This is a genomic window from Maribacter sp. 4U21, from assembly GCF_002742365.1.
Taxonomy (GTDB): domain Bacteria; phylum Bacteroidota; class Bacteroidia; order Flavobacteriales; family Flavobacteriaceae; genus Maribacter.
This window is the reverse complement of sequence record NZ_MDGN01000034.1, coordinates 154,380-173,869: the sequence shown is the minus strand read 5'-3', so window position 1 is coordinate 173,869 and position 19,490 is coordinate 154,380. Positions and strand designations below refer to the sequence as shown.

Sequence of the window (19,490 nt, the reverse complement as noted above, 5' to 3'; positions counted from 1 at the left end):
GGCATTGGCCAAAAGTGTGCTCCAAAACCTGTTTCAAGCTTCCGTGACGCATCGGAATTTGGACTTCCGTTTCTGAGCCGACAAGAAAAAAGCCCCTTAAAGGGACTTGTATTCAATCTGTATTTTGAAAATCACAAGCTTGTGCAACGGTTACCATTGTTGTGCACAGTATTTTTATTTAAATACATTAGCAGAGAACGGGACAAACAAAGGGAGACAAAATAATATCGTTGTCAATGGTAGCGGGTCAGACCTCAGCAAAAAGGAAGCACTTAAAAGACGAGCAAAAAGAAAGACCGTTACGCAGGTAATGATGCTTAAATTGATAGACGTTGCAAAGGAGAATGGAGAGCCTGAACTGGAAAAAGCATATTGGAATACGTATTACTGCCAACAGCGAATTATTACCGCTGATGGTCGTCTATACGGTAAATATTGTAAAAACAGATTTTGCACGCTTTGTTGTAGTATTCGAAAGGCAGAATTGATTAATAAGTATTATCCAATAATGAAAGATTGGGAAGATCCTTATTTTCTTACTTTGACTGTAAAAGCTTGCAATGCCTATAACCTTAAAAGATATATCAATAAATGTATTTTTGGTTTTCGTAGAATAAATGCAAAGCATAGGAAAAGATATCAGAGAGGTAGAGGAAAAAGATTAGTTGGCGTACGTTCATTGGAATGCAATTTTAACCCTCAAAAGCAAACCTATAATCCTCATTTTCATGTTATAACTAGAGATAAAGAAACAGCTGAGGTTTTGTTAAAAGAATGGCTGAAACTTTGGACACCTAAATTTACAAATAAGAAGGGTCAACATTTGAAAATGGTGTATAATTTAGAAGGTTGTTTAATTGAAATAATCAAATACGGCAGTAAAATTTTCACAGAACCAGATTTAAAGAATAGAACAAAAGAAACAAATACTACTCAAATATATTTAAAAGCGTTAGATACTATATTAACAGCAATGAAAGGCACGCGCATCTTTGACCGCTTTGGATTCAACGCCCCTAAAACCAAACAAAAAGAAAGACCCAAAGCCAAATTGTTAACTAATTTTAAAGAATGGGAATATGACCCTTCAAGGTCTGATTGGGTGAATACCTCAAAAGATGAGGTGCTAACAGATTTTAAACCACCTTCGTATTTAGAAGCAATTCTGAGCGAAAATTTAAACGATACAATCTTCTAAATACCTTTATATTTGAAATCACAGCCGCCGAGAATATTAAATAATATGTCAGAAGAACAAAAACAACTCCTACAGCGTAAACTCTGGGAAATAGCAAACCTCCTGAGAGGTAAAATGAATCCAGACGATTACCGTGATTACATTTTAGGATTCATATTTTTTAAGTATCTATCTGAAAAACAGGAACTTTACGCAAATCAACTACTTGAAGGTGAGGAGGTTACTGATTTTACACAAGTAACTGATGCTGAAACACTTGATGCAATTCGTGAGGAGTCACTTATTAAATTAGGGTACTACCTCAAACCTGAAGAGCTATTTGCAGCTGTAGCCAGCAAAGGAAGCTCTAAGGTAGAAGGAGAAAGTACTTATATTCTGGATGACCTTCAGGAAATCCTACGTCACATAGAGCAAAGCACGATGGACAGCGAGTCTCAAGATGATTTTGAAGCACTTTTTGAAGATTTAGACCTAACTTCTACCAAGCTGGGACGTACCGTAGGCGCAAGAAACGAGATTATCGTAAAGATTATCAATGCCTTAGATGAAATCGATTTTAGATTAGAAGATATCGAGAGTGACGTACTAGGAGATGCGTATGAGTTTCTAATCGGTAAATTTGCAGCTGGAGCTGGTAAAACCGCTGGAGAATTCTATACACCTCAACAGGTGTCTACTATACTGGCTAAAATTGTTACTACAGGAAAAACCAAAGTAAAATCAGTATATGACCCAACCTGCGGTTCGGGTTCGTTGCTGTTACGTGTAGCCAAAGAAGCAGACGTAAGTGAGTTCTACGGTCAGGAATTAAACCGTACCACCTACAACCTCGCACGTATGAATATGATACTGCACGATGTGCATTATCGTCAGTTCGATATACGTCAAGAAAATACCCTAGAAGAACCGCAACACCTAGAGTACCGTTTTGAGGCGATTGTGGCAAATCCACCATTTTCAGCGCATTGGAAAGGGAATAAAAACCCACTCAACAGTACAGACGAGCGTTTCAGCCAGTTCGGGAAGCTAGCACCTAACACAAAGGCAGATTATGCATTTGTGACGCATATGTATTACCAGCTAGCAGATAATGGTACAATGGCGTGTGTATTGCCTCACGGTGTCCTATATCGTGGCGCAGCAGAACACGTGATACGCAAGTACCTCATCGAGGAGTTGAACGCATTAGATGCCGTGATAGGCTTACCAGCAAATATTTTTTACGGTACATCCATTCCTACCTGTATTTTGGTACTCAAAAAATGCCGTGAGGCAGATGATACCATTATGTTTATCGATGCCAGTGGTGAAGACCATTACGAGAAGGTAAAGAACCAGAACGAACTGCGAGAGCAGGACGTTATGGAAATTGTAGAAACCTACCGCAACAAAACCGAGAAGGACAAATACAGCAACGTAGTCACCATCCAAGAAATACGTGATAACGATTACAACCTCAATATGCCTCGTTATGTAGATACGTTTGAAGATGAGGTCATCATTGACCTAGATGCAGTGACCGAAAGACTTAAAAATATAGATGCGCAATTAGGCGAAGTAGATGAAGAAATCGCAGGCTATTGTGCAGAATTAAACATCCCAACGCCTTTTTAGATGAAGTATAACAACTATTTGGGCGTGACCTTATCAGGTCGGGCTATTCGTTACAAGTCCTCGTTCGTGCCTCACTGTGGGCTTTTCACTGCTATCCCTCACGCAAAAATCAGCTCGCTATGTTAGAAAAACTAAAGCCAGAGCTGCGTTTTCCTGAGTTTGATGAATGTTGGAAGCTTTTAAAGTTAGGTGACATTACTTCTAAAATAGGTAGTGGGAAAACACCAAGAGGAGGCGAATCGAACTATCAATTATATGGCGTGCCATTTATTAGAAGTCAAAACGTACAGAATGGTTCGCTGGAATTAGACGACACTCACATTCCTTTAGAAATTCACGAGGAAATGTCGAATAGCAAGACAAAACCTTTTGATATACTCTTAAATATTACAGGTGCGTCAATAGGACGATGTAGTATTGTTCCTAAAGACTTAAAGGAGGCAAACCTAAATCAACACGTTTCTATAATCCGCATAGAAAGTGGGGAACCATTATTCTATCAAAATTTCATAATCTCTCATAGCGGTCAAAAACTAATATATCAGCAACAAACAACTGGTGGTAAAGAGGGATTGAATTTTAAAAGTATAAGAAACTTTAAAGTTCCATCACCTTCAGTTGAAGAGCAGCAAAAAATAGCCAATTTCCTTAAAGCTATAGACAAACGCATCAAATTACTCAAAGCCAAAAAAGATGCCTTAGAAGATTATAAAACCAGCATAATGCAAAAGCTATTTTCACAAGAAATACGCTTTAAGCAAGATGACGGTAGTGATTTTCCTGAGTGGGAAGAGAAGAAATTAAGTACGTTATTTAATGGTAAGAAAGGTAAAGGCTTACCAAAGAGTAGTGTAGCAGAACAAGGAAAATACCCTTGTGTTTTGTATGGAGAATTGTATACAAAGTATGATGAGGTTATAGAGAGAGTCATCAGTTACACGGATTCAGAGGACGGTGTTCAATCTCATAAAGGTGATTTATTGATGCCTACATCTACAACCACTACAGGAATTGACTTGGCTAATGTTACAGCCTTAAATATTGAGGATGTTAGATTAGGTGGTGATATATCAATATTGCGAAAGAAAGTAGAGCTAAATACTATTTTTTACGCCTATTATCTTTCAAATTATAAGAAGAACGAATTAGCAAAATACGCTCAAGGTATAACAATAGTTCACTTGTACTTCTCGCATTTAAAAAATATAAAGGTAGATTTTCCACACGTAAATGAACAAAATAAAATCGCAGAGTTTTTACTAAAGTTAGAAAGAAAGAAATTTAAGATTGATGATTTCATAAGTGATTTATTGATGTTCAAAAAATCATTACTTCAAAAAATGTTTGTGTAGGTATGGAGTTAACGAAGGCTAAAATAGAAGTGACGTACTCACAATGGAATAATCCTTATTGTGAATTACTCTTAGTATCCGTTTTAGTGAAAGCGAAACTAAACCGTTTCAAATCATTGATATATAGTTGTTTGGATATGTATCCATATTTGCATATATGCAAGTATTATTGTGAATTGCTTGCAAATATTCAACAATCGTTGTATTTTTGTACCAACAGTACGCACCGCGCGATAGTCCCGTTACAAGTGGGAACAGCGTCCCAGGGTGCGTCTTTTGCTTTTAAGAAATTATATAATACACCCGCTATGCCTCTGCTTTCAAGCACACTTAGCGGGTTTTTTCGTGCCTATGTTTAAAAAAGAAGCTACCACCATACGGCAACAAATAGTCCGTTTAAAAGAACGTGGCTTAGATATTCCTAATGATGAGTTAGCGACAAAATATCTTTCAAATATTAGTTACTATCGCTTAGGTGAATATTGGTACGTTATGCAATCTGATAAAGAGACCCATCATTTCAAGCCTAATAGTAGGTTTAGCGATGTGGTGGCCCTTTATAATTTTGATGCAGAATTGAGGCTTTTGCTTTTTGGAGTTATTGAAAAGATTGAGATTAGCCTTAGAACAAAACTAATCTATCATTTAAGTCATGAAGTTGACCCGTGGTGGTTCTGTAACTCTGAGATTTTTATTGATAGATTACAATTTTCAAGAACGCTTGCTAAGATAGAAGAAGAAATAAGTAGAGCAAGAAGTAAAGATGTAACCATAAAAAATCATTTTAAAAAGCATAAAGATGATTTAAGATTTCCACCATCTTGGAAGAGTTTGGAGCAAGTAAGTTTTGGAAATTTATCAAAGCTTTATGGGAACTTAAAGCACACGGTTAAAGCTAAAGATACCATTGCAGAGGAGTATGGAGCGGTAAACCATACCTATTTACCTAGCTGGTTACAATCTATTGCACAAATACGAAATTTTTGCGCACATCATTCTCGCTTATGGAACAGGAACTTACCGGGTACAGTAAAGCTACTCTCAAAACCACCTAATCCGTGGATTACTGATGATGCAAATGTTCCAAAACAACACGAGTTTACAAAGCTATACGTGCATATGTGCTTGATGCGATATATGTTGAATATCATACAACCGAATAATATATTTACTCAGGATTTAGAAGCTCTTTTTCTAAGATATCCAAATGTTGACCCTAACGCATTGGGTATGAAAACAGATTGGGAAAACGAACCTCTATGGACATAATATGACAACACAACCAGAACAAATATTAGAAAATAACCTAGTCACACAGCTAGTGGCATTAGGTTACAAAAAGGTCGAGATAGTCGATGAGGTTTCGATGTTGTCTAATCTTAAAGCACAGCTAGAAAAGCATAATAAGGTTACCTTATCAGAGCAAGATTTTAAGCAAGTACTTAACTACATTAATAAAGGGTCAATTTTTGACCGTGCAAAAATTCTTCGTGACCGTGTACCTTATGTAAACGATAAAGGTGAGAACAAAACCATAGAACTCATCAACCAGATACACTGGTGTAGAAACGAGTATCAGGTAACACAGCAAATCACTATTGAAGGGAAGTACAAAAACCGTTATGATGTTACAATTCTCATAAACGGTTTACCATTGGTACAAATTGAGTTAAAGCGTAGAGGTTTAGAACTCAAAGAAGCATTTAACCAGATTAACCGCTACGAGCGTCACAGTTTTGGAGCTGGAGCTGGTTTATTTCAGTTTATACAGTTATTTGTAATCAGTAACGGAGTCAACACCAAGTACTACGCAAACAGTCCTATCAAAGCTCGTTCGTTCAAGCAAACATTTTACTGGACAGATACCAAGAATAAACTCATCACTCAGCTCGCAGACTTTTCTGAGATATTCCTAGAGCCCTGTCACGTATCAAAAATGATATGTAAATACGTTGTGATGAATGAATCAGGACGTTACCTGATGGTATTACGTCCGTATCAGTTTTACGCAGTAGAAGCTATTATTGATACCGTAAAGACCACAACAAAAAACGGTTACATCTGGCACACCACTGGTTCAGGTAAGACATTGACATCATTTAAGACCAGTCAGATACTTACACAAATGCCACAAGTACACAAAGTGGTTTTTGTAGTGGATAGGAAGGATTTAGATTACCAGACTACCAAAGAGTTTAATAGTTTCAGTAAGGGCAGTATTGACGGTACAAATGATACCTCAACATTGGTAAAGCAATTAACTGGAGATGCTAAGTTGATAGTAACTACTATGCAGAAGCTAAATACCGCAGTCACCAAGTCACGCCATATCAAAAAAATGGAATCGCTTAGGGATAAACGAGTCGTATTCATTTTTGATGAGTGTCACCGTTCGCAATTTGGTAAAACACACGAAGCGATTAAAGGATTTTTCGAGAATAGTCAGATGTTTGGTTTTACAGGTACACCCATTTTTGAAGATAACGCAGGAAAGAACGAATACGGTAAACGTACAACTGCAATGCTATTCAACAAAGACTTGCACAAGTATGTAATTACCGATGCAATACGTGACGAGAACGTACTAAAGTTCTCAGTAGAGTATATCCAGACATTTAAAAAGAAAGACGGTATTCAGGATATCGAGGTAGAAGCGATTGATGAGAAGGAAGTAATGGAAGCACCTGAACGTTTGGATGCTATTACTAACTTTATAATAACAAACCATAATAGGAAAACTCACAGTCGAGAGTTCACAGCAATATTTTGCGTGAGTAATGTTGATACCTTAATCAAATACTACAATCTATTCCAACAGAAAAAGGAAGCTGGAGAACACAACCTACGTATAGCAACCATATTTTCATATAATGCAAATGAAGACGATAAGGAAGCTGTAGGTGATACGTGGGCAGATGACGAGTTTGCGAGTCCTCCTGAGCTGGGTCGAAGGATGGCAGCAGAACCATCAGCAAGCTATGGAACAGCAGAGAAGAACCAGCATACAAGAGAATACTTAGAAGGTTTCATAGGTGACTACAATAAGATGTTTGCGACAAATTATAGTACGAAAGATTCGCAGTCATTTTACAATTACTACAATGACATCGCAAAGCGAGTAAAGCATAAGCAAGTGGATATTTTACTGGTGGTCAATATGTTTTTAACTGGTTTTGATAGCAAGTCGTTAAACACTATTTACGTTGATAAGAACTTACGTTACCACGGTCTAATTCAAGCCTATTCCAGAACTAACAGGATTTTAAACGAGTTAAAATCACAAGGTAACATCGTAGCGTTTAGAAATCTAAAAGAACGTACCGATGAAGCAATAGGCCTATTCTCGAATTTAAATGCTAAGGACGAAATCATAATGCAACCGTACGAAGAGTACGTTCTAAAGATGAACGCAGCCTTTATCGCATTACTGCAAATAGCACCTACTGTTAACAGTGTAAACAACCTGAAAGACGAGGAGGAAGAGCTAGCTTTTGCGAAAGCATTTAGAGAGTTAATGCGTTTAAAAAATATTCTAAGCACGTTTACAGAGTTCACATTTGATGACCTCAGCGTAAACGAACAGACATTTGAAGATTACAAAAGCAAGTATCTAGACCTATACGATAAAGTAAAGAGTCACGATGCAAAAGAAAAAGTGTCAATACTTCAGGATATAGATTTTGAGCTAGAACTTATACACCGTGATGAGATAAACGTATCTTACATTTTAAAGTTACTAGCTAAACTCAAGGATGCAACTCCAAAAGACAAAGAGAAGCAAGAGAAAGCCATTTATGATATCATTGCTGGAGATACGAGATTACGTAGTAAGCGAGAATTGATAGAGAAGTTTATCAATGAGCATTTAACACTAATCGAAGATTCTGAAGATATCGGTGATGAGTTTGCAAACTTCATCAGTATAGAAAAGATGAGAGCTATAAAAGACCTCAGCGATAAGGAAGACCTAGATGCTACTAAACTGGAGAAAGTAATCGGTGACTACCTATTTACAGAAAAGAAGCCTCTACGTGATGATATTGTCGATTTGATGAACAAAAGACCAAGTTTAAAGAAACGAAAGACAAAATCCGAAAGAGTGACTTCAAAAATCCTAAAGTTCGTTGATACTTATATCAACGGAATACAGAATTAATATCATCTGAACCTAAGTATTTTAAAGGTATTGTTGCTATTTTGTTACTGAATAAAACAAAAAACCCTGAAAATCAGATGATTAACAGGGTTATAATGTACTCGAGATGGGACTTGAACCCATACGGACTAATGTCCATTGGATTTTAAGTCCAACGTGTCTACCAATTCCACCACTCGAGCATGTCTTACGCATTGTTCACGTAAGGAACTGGATTTCAAACTAAAAACTCCGTCAGCGGCGGCTGAGCGGAGTCGAAGTCGAGCGAAAAAAGGGATTCGAACCCTCGACCTCCACCTTGGCAAGGTGATGCTCTACCCCTGAGCTACTTTCGCGTTTGATAATTGTATTTTAAAGAACATCATTCGTTATGAATGCGGGAGCAAATTTAATACATTTCTATAAATTGCAAAGGAATTTCTTTTAAAAATCACGATAATCCTGCTTTTGAAAAGGGAAAGGGTTCAAAAGAAAACTTAACTGGTTGCCTTCTTGTTCTTTGTGAGTAAACGCTTTATTTCATTAAGTTTCATTAAGGCTTCAACAGGGGTAAGCGTGTTGATATCTAAATGTAAAATTTCTTCCTTGATTTCTTCTAAAAGTGGGTCGTCCAGATTAAAGAAACTCAATTGCATTTCATCTTGCGCTACTTGTAATTTCTCCGTTAACTCCTCGTTAGAATGTGATTTTTCTAGCTTCTTTAAAATTTTATTGGCCTTATGAATTACTTGTTGCGGCATTCCGGCCATTTTAGCGACGTGAATACCGAAACTATGTTCACTTCCTCCGGGTCTTAGTTTTCGAAGAAACAGCACATTGTCCTTTAATTCTTTAACGGAAACGTTGTAATTTTTAATACGCTCAAAAGAAGCTGACATTTCATTCAGTTCATGATAATGAGTAGCAAATAAGGTTTTAGCTCTGGCCGGATGTTCATGTAGGTATTCAGAAATGGCCCATGCAATGGATATACCGTCATAGGTGCTGGTTCCTCTACCAATCTCATCTAATAGGACAAGACTCCTTTCCGATAAATTATTGAGAATGGAGGCCGTTTCGTTCATCTCTACCATGAAGGTAGATTCTCCCATAGAAATATTATCACTGGCACCTACACGTGTAAAAATTTTGTCTACATAACCTATATGGGCAGCTTCAGCAGGTACAAAACTACCCATCTGCGCTAATAGTACAATTAATGCAGTCTGTCGCAGAATGGCGGATTTACCACTCATATTAGGCCCGGTTATCATAATGATTTGCTGACTTTCCCTATTAAGGGAGACATCGTTTGCAATATAGGTTTCACCCAAGGGTAATTGTTTCTCAATGACAGGATGTCTTCCATTTTTAATTTCAAGGGAGGTGTTATCGTTAATCTCCGGAAGTACGTAGTCGTTTTCTTTGGCCAATTGGGTAAAACCACAAAGACAGTCCAGTTGCGCTATTAATTGGGCGTTATTTTGAACGGGGGCGATATACTCTTGCATCCAAACGACTAGTTGGGAGAAGAGTTGTTGTTCCAGCGTTGCTATGCGGTCTTCGGCACCTAAGATTTTTGCCTCGTATTCTTTTAATTCCTCCGTAATATATCGTTCTGCATTGACCAGGGTTTGCTTTCGTATCCAAGTTTCAGGTACTTTGTCCCGATGCGTGTTCCTAACCTCGATGTAGTAGCCAAAAACATTATTGGATGCTATTCTCAAAGAGGTAATACCCGTAGCTTCGGTCTCCCTTTCCAACATTTTGTTCAGATAGTCCTTTCCTGAAGTGGCCAAACCTCTAAGCTCGTCCAATTCTTCTGAGAAACCTTCAGCGATAACCTTGCCTTTGAGAATATTTACGGGGGCTTCCTCGCTCAGCATCTCTTTTATTTTGGTCCGGAGCAAATCACAGGATTGCAATTGGTCTCCGATAAGGGCCAAGGCTTCATTGTCAGCGTTGGAAGCACTTTGCTTAATAGGAATTATGGCTTCCATGGAATTCTTCAACTGAACTACCTCTTTAGGATTAACCTTTCCTGTAGCTATTTTAGAAATTAACCGTTCCAAGTCTCCCATCAACTTAATACCGGCCTGTAGTTTGTGTAATAGTGTTTCCTCGGTCATCAAATGGCTCACAACATTATGTCTGTCCTTAATTTTCTGAACATTCTTTAGCGGTAAGGCCAACCATCTTTTAATCATACGACCTCCCATGGGAGAAATGGTCTTGTCTATAATATCTATTAAGGTAACGGCATTTTCATTGGTAGAATGGTAGAGTTCCAGGTTTTTAATGGTGAACCTATCCATCCAAATATAATCGTCCTCGGCAATACGCTGCAATCTATTAATATGCCGTAATTGCCTATGTTGTGTTTCGGATAAATAGTGTAATATAACACCGGACGCCACTATACCCTGAGTTAGATGGTCAACGCCGAAACCTTTCAGGGTCTTTGTGTTAAAGTGGTTCGTTAAGTTTTCCAAGGCATAATCCTCCTGAAAAATCCAATCTTCCAAATAAAATGTATGAAATTGCGGACCAAAAATTTCGCCGAATTCCTTTCTATGGTTTTTGGAAATAAGGACCTCGTTAGGGGCAAAATTCTGTAATAATTTATCAATTTGCTCTTCATTGCCTTCCGCGGTCAAAAATTCGCCCGTGGAAATGTCAACAAAAGCGACACCCAGTTTTTTTCTTCCAAAATGAACGGCACACAGAAAATTGTTGCTCTTTGCGCTTAAAATATCATCGTTTAAAGCTACTCCGGGAGTAACAAGTTCTGTAACCCCTCGCTTTACAATGGTCTTTGTCTGTTTAGGGTCTTCTAGCTGGTCGCAAATGGCAACGCGCTGGCCTGCTTTTACAAGTTTGGGTAAATAGGTATTTATGGAATGGTGTGGAAAACCGGCTAACTCCGTTCTATCCCCACCGTTATTTCTGTGGGTGAGTATAATTCCTAATATCTTAGAAGCTTTAACCGCGTCTTCTCCAAATGTTTCATAAAAATCACCCACTCTAAATAGCAGCAGCGCATCAGGATGTTTTGTCTTGATGGTATTGTACTGTTTCATTAAAGGGGTCACCTTTTTTACCTTTCCTTTATCTGCCACTGCCTTTATCTGCCTATTTTTGTTCTATGATAACGAATATATGGCATTCCCAATGCGATTTAAATTTTTGTTGATATTTAAGGTTGATAGTTGAAAAGTATTCTAATGAGAAAGTTAAAAAACGAGGAACTTGGAAGGTTAGCGGTAACCGAATTCAAAAAAGCCAAAAAACTTCCCGTAATCATTGTTTTGGACAATATCAGGAGTTTAAATAATATTGGCTCCGTTTTTAGGACGGCAGACGCGTTTTTGGTCCAAAAAATTTATCTCTGCGGAATTACCGCTTCACCGCCACATAAGGATATTCACAAAACGGCTTTAGGGGCTACGGAAAGTGTCGCTTGGGAATATGCCGAAAATACCTTAGAACTTATAATGAGATTAAAAACTGAGGGTAAGCTCATATGCGCTATAGAACAGACAGAAGGTTCTCAAATGCTGAACGGTTTCTCTCCGCAGAACGATACAACCTACGTTCTGGTTTTTGGTAATGAGGTCAAAGGGGTCCAACAAGAGGTAGTTAACAGTGCTGATGAGGTTATAGAAATACCTCAATTTGGAACTAAACATTCACTCAATATCTCTGTAAGCGCAGGTGCGGTAATTTGGGATTTTTGGTCAAAAATGAACAAATAAAAAACCCAACCGAAGTTGGGTTTTTCGTATAGTTTGAGTTAGTTAGTTTCTCCTAAGAGCCTCACAAGAAACTAAATACATTTCTTTTCTGCAAGAAAATTGCAAAAATTGTGTTAAAAATTTTGTGTTAAGGCAAAATCTTGAATGGTACTTAAAACCATTTCGTAATCTTCTTTATCTCCCACAAAATCAAGTTGAGATACATCTATAATCAGTTGATTTTCTTTGGGATAGGTCTTTAAAAAATTGAGATAGCCCTGATTGATATTATCAAGGTAAACGGCATCAATACTTTGCTCATAGTCGCGCCCCCTTTTTTTTATCTGCTCCAAAAGACGTGTAGTGTTCTGATACAGGTAAACATAAATTTTAGGCTTTTTAACGTCTTTATACATGAAATTAAAAATCTTACGATATAGTTCGTACTCCTCTTTTTGTAAAGTTACCTTGGCAAAAATCAATGATTTATAAATATCGTAATCACTGATCATAAAGTTTTTGAAAAGGTCGAACTGACTCGTATCATCCGAAAATTGTTGGTATCTATCTGCCAAAAAAGACATTTCCAGTGGAAATGCATAACGAGCCTTATCTTCGTAAAAATTGGGTAGGAAAGGATTCTCGGCAAAGCGTTCCAAAATTAGCTTAGCGTTAAAATCATTTGATATTTTAGTGGCAAGGCTGGTTTTTCCAGCGCCAATATTTCCTTCAATGGCAATAAATTGAAGACTGGTAAATAAAGCGGCCCTATTGGTATGCAGTTTACCGCTTATCTTTGACAATTCGCTTTTATCCCTGCACTGTTGCAATAGATTTCTACTGTCTTTTTTTAGAACTGGGTGATAGAATTGAGGGGCAATATCACTTAACGTTTTAAGAACAAACCTACGCTCTGCCATTCTAGGATGGGGAACGGTCAAATGTTCCTCGTTGATAATAGTATTCCCGTAATAAATAATATCTAAATCTATAATCCTACTTTGATAGGTCTGGACGTTAGTTCGTTTCCTGCCCAAAGACTTTTCTATATGCATAAGCCCATTAAGTAAATCTTTCGGGGCAAGTGAAGTTTTTAATTCTATACAGGCATTGAGAAAATCGTCGGACTCAAAACCCCAAGACGGTGATTGATATATGGGAGATATTTTTGCTACTGTTCCCAAGGTATCGGAGATGAGAAAAATGGCCTTTTGAAGGTTTATTTTTTTCTCGCCTAAATTACTTCCAATAGAAATATGTGCTCTTTGTGTTTTATCCATAATGTAGGGGCAAAATAAACAAAACAATTTCACTTTGGTTATCTTTGAAACGTAATAATAATCGGAATTGCATGAATTTTTTAAGAAATTTTCTGGCCGCTATCTTAGGTTGTATAGTTGCCATTGGCATTATTTTTATGATGTTCTTTATACTGGTAGGCCTTTTGGGTAGTGATGAAGACGCCGTTACTGTAAAGAATAACTCAATTTTAGAAATACAATTGCAACGACCTATAGCGGACTACACCGGTACTAGTGAAATAAACCCCTTTTCCGGATTATTTGAAGAATCCCAAGGACTGGACGAAATCTTGCATGCCATAACGGTGGCTAAAGATGACGAACGTATCAAGGGTATCAGTATCAACAACAATTTTATCATTGCCGGTCTGGCGCAGACCCAAACCTTACGTAAGGCACTGACGGAATTTAAGGAGAAAGGAAAGTTTGTCTATGCTTACGGCGATTTTTATACGCAGAAGGACTATTACCTGGCAAGCGTTGCAGATTCCGTATTCATTAATCCTGTTGGTGTGCTCGATTTTAAAGGATTATCGTCAGAAGTGCTTTTTTTTAAGGATTTACAGGATAAAACGGGGATTAAAATGGAAGTCATTCGGCACGGGAAATATAAAAGTGCGGTAGAACCCTATTTGGAAAATGAGATGAGTGATGCCAATCGGGAACAAATCAAGGAGTTAATTCAATCCCTTTGGAATTCCATGGTGGCCGAGATTTCAAACAATAGGAATATTTCTGAGCAGGACTTGAATAGTATTGCCGATACTTTGGGCGGTAGAACGCCTAAATACGCAAAACTGTCAGGGCTGCTAGACGAGGTCGTTTTTTACGATGAATATGAAAGTAAACTGGCAAATGCGCTAGCAATTGAAAAAAGTGCGGAAATTGATTATATAAATCTTGACGATTACACAAAGTATGCCAACAAAAAAGTACTGAAATCGGGCAAGGATAAAATTGCCGTCATCTTTGCTCAAGGCGAAATTTTCTATGGAGAAGGTGGGCCGGATATCATAGGTCAGGGTATTATTAACAAAGCACTCATAAAGGCACGTAATGATGATAAGGTCAAGGCAATTGTTTTAAGGGTAAATTCACCTGGTGGTAGTGCTTTGACCTCGGATATTATTTGGAGAGAAGTTGAACTAACAAAGGCCATAAAACCTGTTATCGTATCCATGGGTAATGTGGCCGCTTCTGGCGGATATTACATCGCCGCAGGTGCCCATAAGATTTTTGCCGAACCTACTACCATCACAGGGTCTATCGGGGTTTTCGGCACCGTGCCGAACGTTAGTGAGCTCGCCGGGGACATAGGTATTAATGCGGAACAAGTGGGGACGAATAAAAACGCTGTGGATTACTCTCTTTTTGAACCTATGACAGATAGATTTAGAAATCAGGTACAGGAAGGTATTGAGGATACTTATGAAACTTTTCTAGAGCGTGTTGCACAAGGACGTAATATTACCATGGCACAGGCAGATAGCTTGGCTCAAGGAAGGGTGTGGAGTGGTGTCGATGCTAAAAGACTGGGCTTGGTAGATGAGTTGGGTACTTTGGAGGATGCCATAGAGGCTGCTGCGAATATGGTAGAATTATCTTCTTACGGAATTAAAAAGTTTCCTAAATATAAGTCAGGTTTTGAACGGTTCATGGAAGACTTGGGAGGCGCCAGCGCCAAGACTAAAGAGGATATGATCAGGGAGGAAATAGGTGAGGAGTTCTATACGATATTAAAAAACGTAAGGTCTATTACAGAACAGAAAGGCGTACAGGCAAGAATGCCTTTTACCTTGAATATAAAGTAGATGATGGTGCAGAAGGATAAGGTGCTTGCACGTAGCATATATTTGTACTTAGGGGCTCTTTTTATTACTTCCCTAGTCGTATCCAACCTTATATTTCAAAAGTTTTTCTATTGGAATCCTTTCGGGGATGTTACAATTTTTGGAGCTCCTTTATTTGAGATTTCGGTAGGCATATTACCCTATCCGATAACCTTTTTAATTACCGATTTAATTTCTGAAATTTTTGGAAGAAAAAAAGCGAACCAAATTGTGGTTGCGGGTATTTTTGCATCGTTTTTTTCTTTAGCGATCGTTTATACGGCCAATGCGGTCCCAGCTACTACATGGTCGCCTGTAAACGATGGTTTGTTCACCTCGGTTTTTGGGAATACCATTGTGGCTGTCTTCGCCTCCATGATGGCTTATTTATTGGCTCAATTTGTTGATATCCAGATTTATCATTTTTGGAAAAACCTTACTAAGGGAAAATATTTATGGTTGCGAAATAACTTTTCTACTTTTTCTTCTCAATTCATAGACACTTTTACCGTAGTACTTTTGTTGTGTGCTTTTGGAGAAATACCGTGGGATAAATTTACAGGACTTGTTATCAGTGGTTTTATTTTTAAGATTATTATAGCATTTCTGGACACCCCTTTCCTTTATTTGTTCGTATATCTAATGAGAAAGCGCTTTAATCTATCCGTTGGTGAAGAAATAGAGTTAGATGTATAATATGAAGCGTAAATAGTAGTTCTAAAGAAAAACGTACGTTTAAGATGAAAAAAAAGGTTTTTAGAATTCTCGGTGTAATAGTGTTATTATTTGTGGCACTTTTGATTGCAATTCCATTTTTCTTAGAAGGGAAAATAGGGGATATCATTAAAAATAACGTAAATCAGAATGTAAATGCCACATTAGACTTCGCCGATGCCGATCTTAGTCTTTTCAGTAGTTTTCCTAATGCAGAGGTCGCTTTAACAAATGTTAGTCTAGTCAATAAAGCTCCTTTTGAAGGTGACACCCTTTTCTCATCGCAAAAAGTCTCCTTGAAAATGGGTATTACTCAACTTTTTAAAGGTGGTAATGATCCTATATCAATTCAAAGTTTAGCCTTGGATAATGCGTTGTTACATGTGCGGATAGATACAGCCGAGAATGCAAATTATGATATTGCGAAGGCCACAGCCGCTCCAATTAACCAAGATAATAGTGTTTCAGATGGTTTTACCTTTAATATGGAATCGTACGAGATTAGGGATTCCAAGGTGTTATACGACGATTTTTCTACAGGCTTGCATCTAGAAATTGTAGCGATGAACCACAAGGGTAAGGGAGATTTGTCATTAACAACCTCTGAATTGGACACCCATACGGATGCTCTGGTCTCTTTTGAAATGGATAGCACCAATTATCTTAACAAGAACAAAATTCAATTGGATGCTTTGATCGGTATCGATTTGAAAGAAAATAAATACTCGTTTTTAAAGAATGAAGCTTTGGTAAATCAGTTGCCACTAGTGTTTGACGGCTTTGTTAAGTTGAACGAGGACGAAAGTCAGGATGTTACCATCATTTTTAAAACACCATCATCGGACTTTAAAAATTTTTTGGCCGTAATACCGGAAGCATATTCCAAGAACATTGCGAATGTAACGACTACAGGAAATTTTACGGTCACCGGAGATTTTACAGGCACGGTAGATGAAACCCATATTCCCAAATTTAATATTCTCATCAATTCAGAGAATGCATCGTTTAAGTATCCTGACCTGCCAAAAACCGTAAGTAATATAAACTTGGATGTTGCTATAAAAAATGCCACGGGAATTACCGAAGATACCTTTGTGAATATCAATAAGGCCTCCTTTAACATCGATAAGGACAGGTTTAACCTTAGCGCTAAAATCGCCGAACTTATGGGTAATACCCAAGTAAACGCACATATGGACGGTAAGATGAATTTGGCCAATCTAGAAAAAGCCTACCCGATGCCAGAGGGACTTAGTTTAAAGGGGCTATTGAATGCTGATGTCACCACTGCTTTTGACATGGCCACCATAGATAAAAAACAGTACGGAAATACCGAGACTCAAGGAAATATGAGCTTGACCGATTTTGAATATAAAACTGAGGAGATGCCCAATGCCATACTTTTAAAATCCACGGCCATTACATTTAACCCCAATACGGTAAGTCTTACCAAACTTATAGGTGCTTACGGTAAGACAGACTTTAATGTGTCCGGTACCATTGACAACTTCTTGGGATATCTCTTTAACAATGAAAATGTTGAAGGGAATTTTAATTTAAAATCCAATGTGTTCAGTCTTGATGATTTTATGGCGGAAGAAGAACAATCGAATGAAAATATCACCACCTCAACTGCTAAAAAAATTAAGATACCTTCCTTCTTGGATGTAAGCTTTGATGCCACGGCGAACACGGTAATCTATGATAACATTACTCTGAAAGACGTAAATGGAAACTTGAGGATTAGAGATGAAAAAGCTGTTTTGAGCAATATGACGTCCTCCTTGTTCGATGGGAAAGTCGCTTTTAATGGTGAGGTTTCAACTAAGAACGATGTACCAACCTTTTCCATGAATTTAGGAATGGATCAGCTTAAGATAGGGGAAACCTTTCAAGCCTTGGAATTGTTCAAGGTATTGGCACCGGTAGCTGAGGTGTTGAAAGGAAATTTTAGCTCGGATATTGCATTGTCAGGCAATCTTACGGACGATTTGGTACCAGACTTATTATCCTTAAGTGGTAATATCTTGGCCAATGTGCTTACTCGGGAAATTAATGCGGAGAAGGCACCAATTTTGACGGCATTAGGTAGCAAGCTAGATTTTTTGGATATTGAGCAGCTAAACTTGAAAGAATTAAAAACAAAGCTATCTTTTAAGGACGGTATTGTTTCTGTAAAACCCTTTACAGTAAATTATAAGGATATTGCGATAAACGTGGATGGCAACCATACCTTTGACCGCAAGATGAACTATAAGGCTACCCTAGAAGTGCCAGCAAAATATCTTGGCAAGGACATCAATAATTTGATAGCTAGAATTGACGATGCTTCCTTAGAGGGTTTAACCATTCCCGTAACGACAAATATTGGAGGGGTTTATAATAGTCCGCAAGTCAGTACGGATTTTACTTCTGGTGTCAAGAACCTTACCAATCAATTAATAGAAATTGAAAAGCAGAAATTAGTAAATAAAGGAAAAGATAAAGCGAAGGATTTAATAGGGGGTATTTTATCTGGAAATAGTTCCGATAAGGATTCTACCGCGAAACAAGACCCGGTTAAGGGCAGCGCTAAAGATGTTCTAGGTACTATCCTAGGAGGAGATAAAAAAATAGATTCTGCAAAAACAAAAACTGATACCGTCCCAACGAAGAAAGAAGATGCGGTTAAGGATGCAGCCAAAGATATCCTAGGAGGCCTGTTCGGTAAAAAGAAAAAAACGGAAGCAAAAAAGGATTCGGTTAATTAATGGTTATCCCAACATAATAACCTTCATTGCCCCTAACGTTAAATACGGTATTATCATCAAAGATGAGATATTGACCTTTTATTCCTTTTAAAACACCCGAAAAATTAGGAGTTTTATCCAAATTAAGGCTCTTAACTTTTTCTGGATATTCCAGAACTGGAAATTCCAGGTTGGTCTCGTAATTGCTTTCTATAAAATAAGCTGCCACTTCTTCCGGTATAAATTGTCTTAATCTGTTGCGCCATTCTATCAGGTTCTCATCAACCACCGTATTCGTTAGCATCTTACGCCAGTTGGTCTTATCGCCAACGTGTTCTTTTAAGGCCACCTCGGTTATACCTGCTAGATAACGGTTCGGAACCTCTACGATTTCAATGGCTTCATGTGCACCTTGATCTATCCATCTGGTAGGAATTTGCGTTTTCCTTGTGACACCTACCTTTACATTGCTAGAATTCGCCAGATATACGATATGGGGCTGTAACTGTACCTTCTTCTCGTAGTCCAAATCCCTGTCTTCCTTATCTAAATGTGCAGTGCTCAATTCAGGGCGCATGATCCAATCTCCTGCAGATGGTATTTCAAAAAAGCAGGATTTGCAGAAGCCTTGTCTGAATATGGGTCTGTCATTACCACAATTTATACATTGGTGTTTAATGAAATTAATTCTTAGTTCCTTGTCCAGTACCTGATTTACATTAAGAAAATCGGACTCAAAAACGAGATAATACTGAATTGGCGTGCCAATTTCCGTTTGCATTTTTCTTAAAACACCTTGGTACTGCATGGGTATAAGCTTTAGGACTGTTGAATTTGAAAATGATAGGGATATAACCTATTTTAGGCGTGTAAAGATACCTAAA

12 protein-coding genes and 2 tRNA genes are annotated in these 19,490 nt (G+C 37.9%); 9 read left to right on the top strand and 5 right to left on the bottom strand.

Annotation, left to right across the window (positions count from 1 at the left end; genetic code table 11):
* The first annotated feature begins 124 nt into the window (after positions 1-124).
* The 5 genes from BFP77_RS06735 (at position 125) to BFP77_RS06715 (ending at position 8,320) form a co-directional block, all read left to right on the top strand.
* Positions 125-1,198, top strand: coding sequence for a protein rep (locus tag BFP77_RS06735; RefSeq protein ID WP_143751862.1), 1,074 nt, complete (start codon positions 125-127; stop codon positions 1,196-1,198).
* A 45-nt stretch (positions 1,199-1,243) separates the two neighbouring features.
* Entirely contained in the window at positions 1,244-2,812 is a 1,569-nt protein-coding gene (locus BFP77_RS06730; protein ID WP_099573265.1) for a type I restriction-modification system subunit M, read from the top strand.
* A 119-nt stretch (positions 2,813-2,931) separates the two neighbouring features.
* Positions 2,932-4,164, top strand: a complete 1,233-nt coding sequence (locus BFP77_RS06725; protein ID WP_099573264.1) for a restriction endonuclease subunit S — start codon at positions 2,932-2,934, stop codon at positions 4,162-4,164.
* Positions 4,165-4,515: 351 nt separating this feature from the next.
* Positions 4,516-5,433 (top strand): Abi family protein, encoded by a 918-nt coding sequence (locus tag BFP77_RS06720; RefSeq protein WP_099573263.1) that lies wholly within the window; start codon positions 4,516-4,518, stop codon positions 5,431-5,433.
* A 1-nt stretch (position 5,434) separates the two neighbouring features.
* A complete protein-coding gene (locus BFP77_RS06715) occupies positions 5,435-8,320 on the top strand; it encodes a type I restriction endonuclease subunit R (protein ID WP_099573262.1) in 2,886 nt (961 codons plus the stop codon).
* Positions 8,321-8,418: 98 nt separating this feature from the next.
* On the opposite strand, the gene BFP77_RS06710 is transcribed toward BFP77_RS06715, so the two are convergent.
* The 3 genes from BFP77_RS06710 to mutS all read right to left on the bottom strand — a co-directional run bounded on the left by BFP77_RS06710 (position 8,419) and on the right by mutS (position 11,379).
* Positions 8,419-8,502 (bottom strand) — tRNA-Leu (locus tag BFP77_RS06710).
* Positions 8,503-8,583: 81 nt separating this feature from the next.
* Positions 8,584-8,655, bottom strand: a tRNA-Gly gene (locus tag BFP77_RS06705).
* A gap of 141 nt (positions 8,656-8,796) precedes the next feature.
* Positions 8,797-11,379 (bottom strand): DNA mismatch repair protein MutS, encoded by a 2,583-nt coding sequence (gene mutS, locus BFP77_RS06700; protein ID WP_099573279.1) that lies wholly within the window; start codon positions 11,377-11,379, stop codon positions 8,797-8,799.
* 144 nt (positions 11,380-11,523) lie between these two features.
* On the opposite strand from mutS, the gene BFP77_RS06695 reads away from it, so the two are divergent.
* Entirely contained in the window at positions 11,524-12,054 is a 531-nt protein-coding gene (locus BFP77_RS06695; protein ID WP_099573261.1) for an RNA methyltransferase, read from the top strand.
* Between the two features lie 113 nt (positions 12,055-12,167).
* On the opposite strand, the gene folK is transcribed toward BFP77_RS06695, so the two are convergent.
* Positions 12,168-13,313 carry a 2-amino-4-hydroxy-6-hydroxymethyldihydropteridine diphosphokinase gene (gene folK / locus BFP77_RS06690; RefSeq protein WP_099573260.1) on the bottom strand — a complete coding sequence of 382 codons (1,146 nt, stop codon included), beginning with the start codon at positions 13,311-13,313 and terminating at the stop codon, positions 12,168-12,170.
* 71 nt (positions 13,314-13,384) lie between these two features.
* Here folK and sppA point away from each other — a divergent pair, with 71 nt between their 5' ends.
* Genes sppA through BFP77_RS06675 form a run of 3 tightly spaced genes read left to right on the top strand, consistent with a single transcriptional unit; the run spans position 13,385 to position 18,627 of the window.
* A complete protein-coding gene (gene sppA, locus BFP77_RS06685; RefSeq protein WP_099573259.1) occupies positions 13,385-15,145 on the top strand; it encodes a signal peptide peptidase SppA in 1,761 nt (586 codons plus the stop codon).
* 3 nt (positions 15,146-15,148) lie between these two features.
* Entirely contained in the window at positions 15,149-15,859 is a 711-nt protein-coding gene (locus tag BFP77_RS06680) for a queuosine precursor transporter (protein WP_099573278.1), read from the top strand.
* A 44-nt stretch (positions 15,860-15,903) separates the two neighbouring features.
* Entirely contained in the window at positions 15,904-18,627 is a 2,724-nt protein-coding gene (locus BFP77_RS06675; RefSeq protein WP_099573258.1) for an AsmA family protein, read from the top strand.
* On the opposite strand, the gene BFP77_RS06670 is transcribed toward BFP77_RS06675, so the two are convergent.
* A complete protein-coding gene (locus tag BFP77_RS06670) occupies positions 18,620-19,414 on the bottom strand; it encodes a DUF2797 domain-containing protein (RefSeq protein WP_099573257.1) in 795 nt (264 codons plus the stop codon). The two genes, BFP77_RS06675 and BFP77_RS06670, sit on opposite strands and share 8 nt — an antisense overlap.
* Positions 19,415-19,490: the final 76 nt, after the last annotated feature.

Coding starts and splice junctions, on each gene's coding strand:
- BFP77_RS06670 (WP_099573257.1), bottom strand. CDS start 19,414: ATGCAGTACCAAGGTGTTTTAAGAAAAATGCAAACGGAAATTGGCACG.
- sppA (WP_099573259.1), top strand. CDS start 13,385: ATGAATTTTTTAAGAAATTTTCTGGCCGCTATCTTAGGTTGTATAGTT.
- mutS (WP_099573279.1), bottom strand. CDS start 11,379: ATGAAACAGTACAATACCATCAAGACAAAACATCCTGATGCGCTGCTG.
- BFP77_RS06720 (WP_099573263.1), top strand. CDS start 4,516: ATGTTTAAAAAAGAAGCTACCACCATACGGCAACAAATAGTCCGTTTA.
- BFP77_RS06680 (WP_099573278.1), top strand. CDS start 15,149: ATGGTGCAGAAGGATAAGGTGCTTGCACGTAGCATATATTTGTACTTA.
- BFP77_RS06725 (WP_099573264.1), top strand. CDS start 2,932: ATGTTAGAAAAACTAAAGCCAGAGCTGCGTTTTCCTGAGTTTGATGAA.
- BFP77_RS06715 (WP_099573262.1), top strand. CDS start 5,435: ATGACAACACAACCAGAACAAATATTAGAAAATAACCTAGTCACACAG.
- BFP77_RS06730 (WP_099573265.1), top strand. CDS start 1,244: ATGTCAGAAGAACAAAAACAACTCCTACAGCGTAAACTCTGGGAAATA.
- BFP77_RS06675 (WP_099573258.1), top strand. CDS start 15,904: ATGAAAAAAAAGGTTTTTAGAATTCTCGGTGTAATAGTGTTATTATTT.
- BFP77_RS06695 (WP_099573261.1), top strand. CDS start 11,524: ATGAGAAAGTTAAAAAACGAGGAACTTGGAAGGTTAGCGGTAACCGAA.
- folK (WP_099573260.1), bottom strand. CDS start 13,313: ATGGATAAAACACAAAGAGCACATATTTCTATTGGAAGTAATTTAGGC.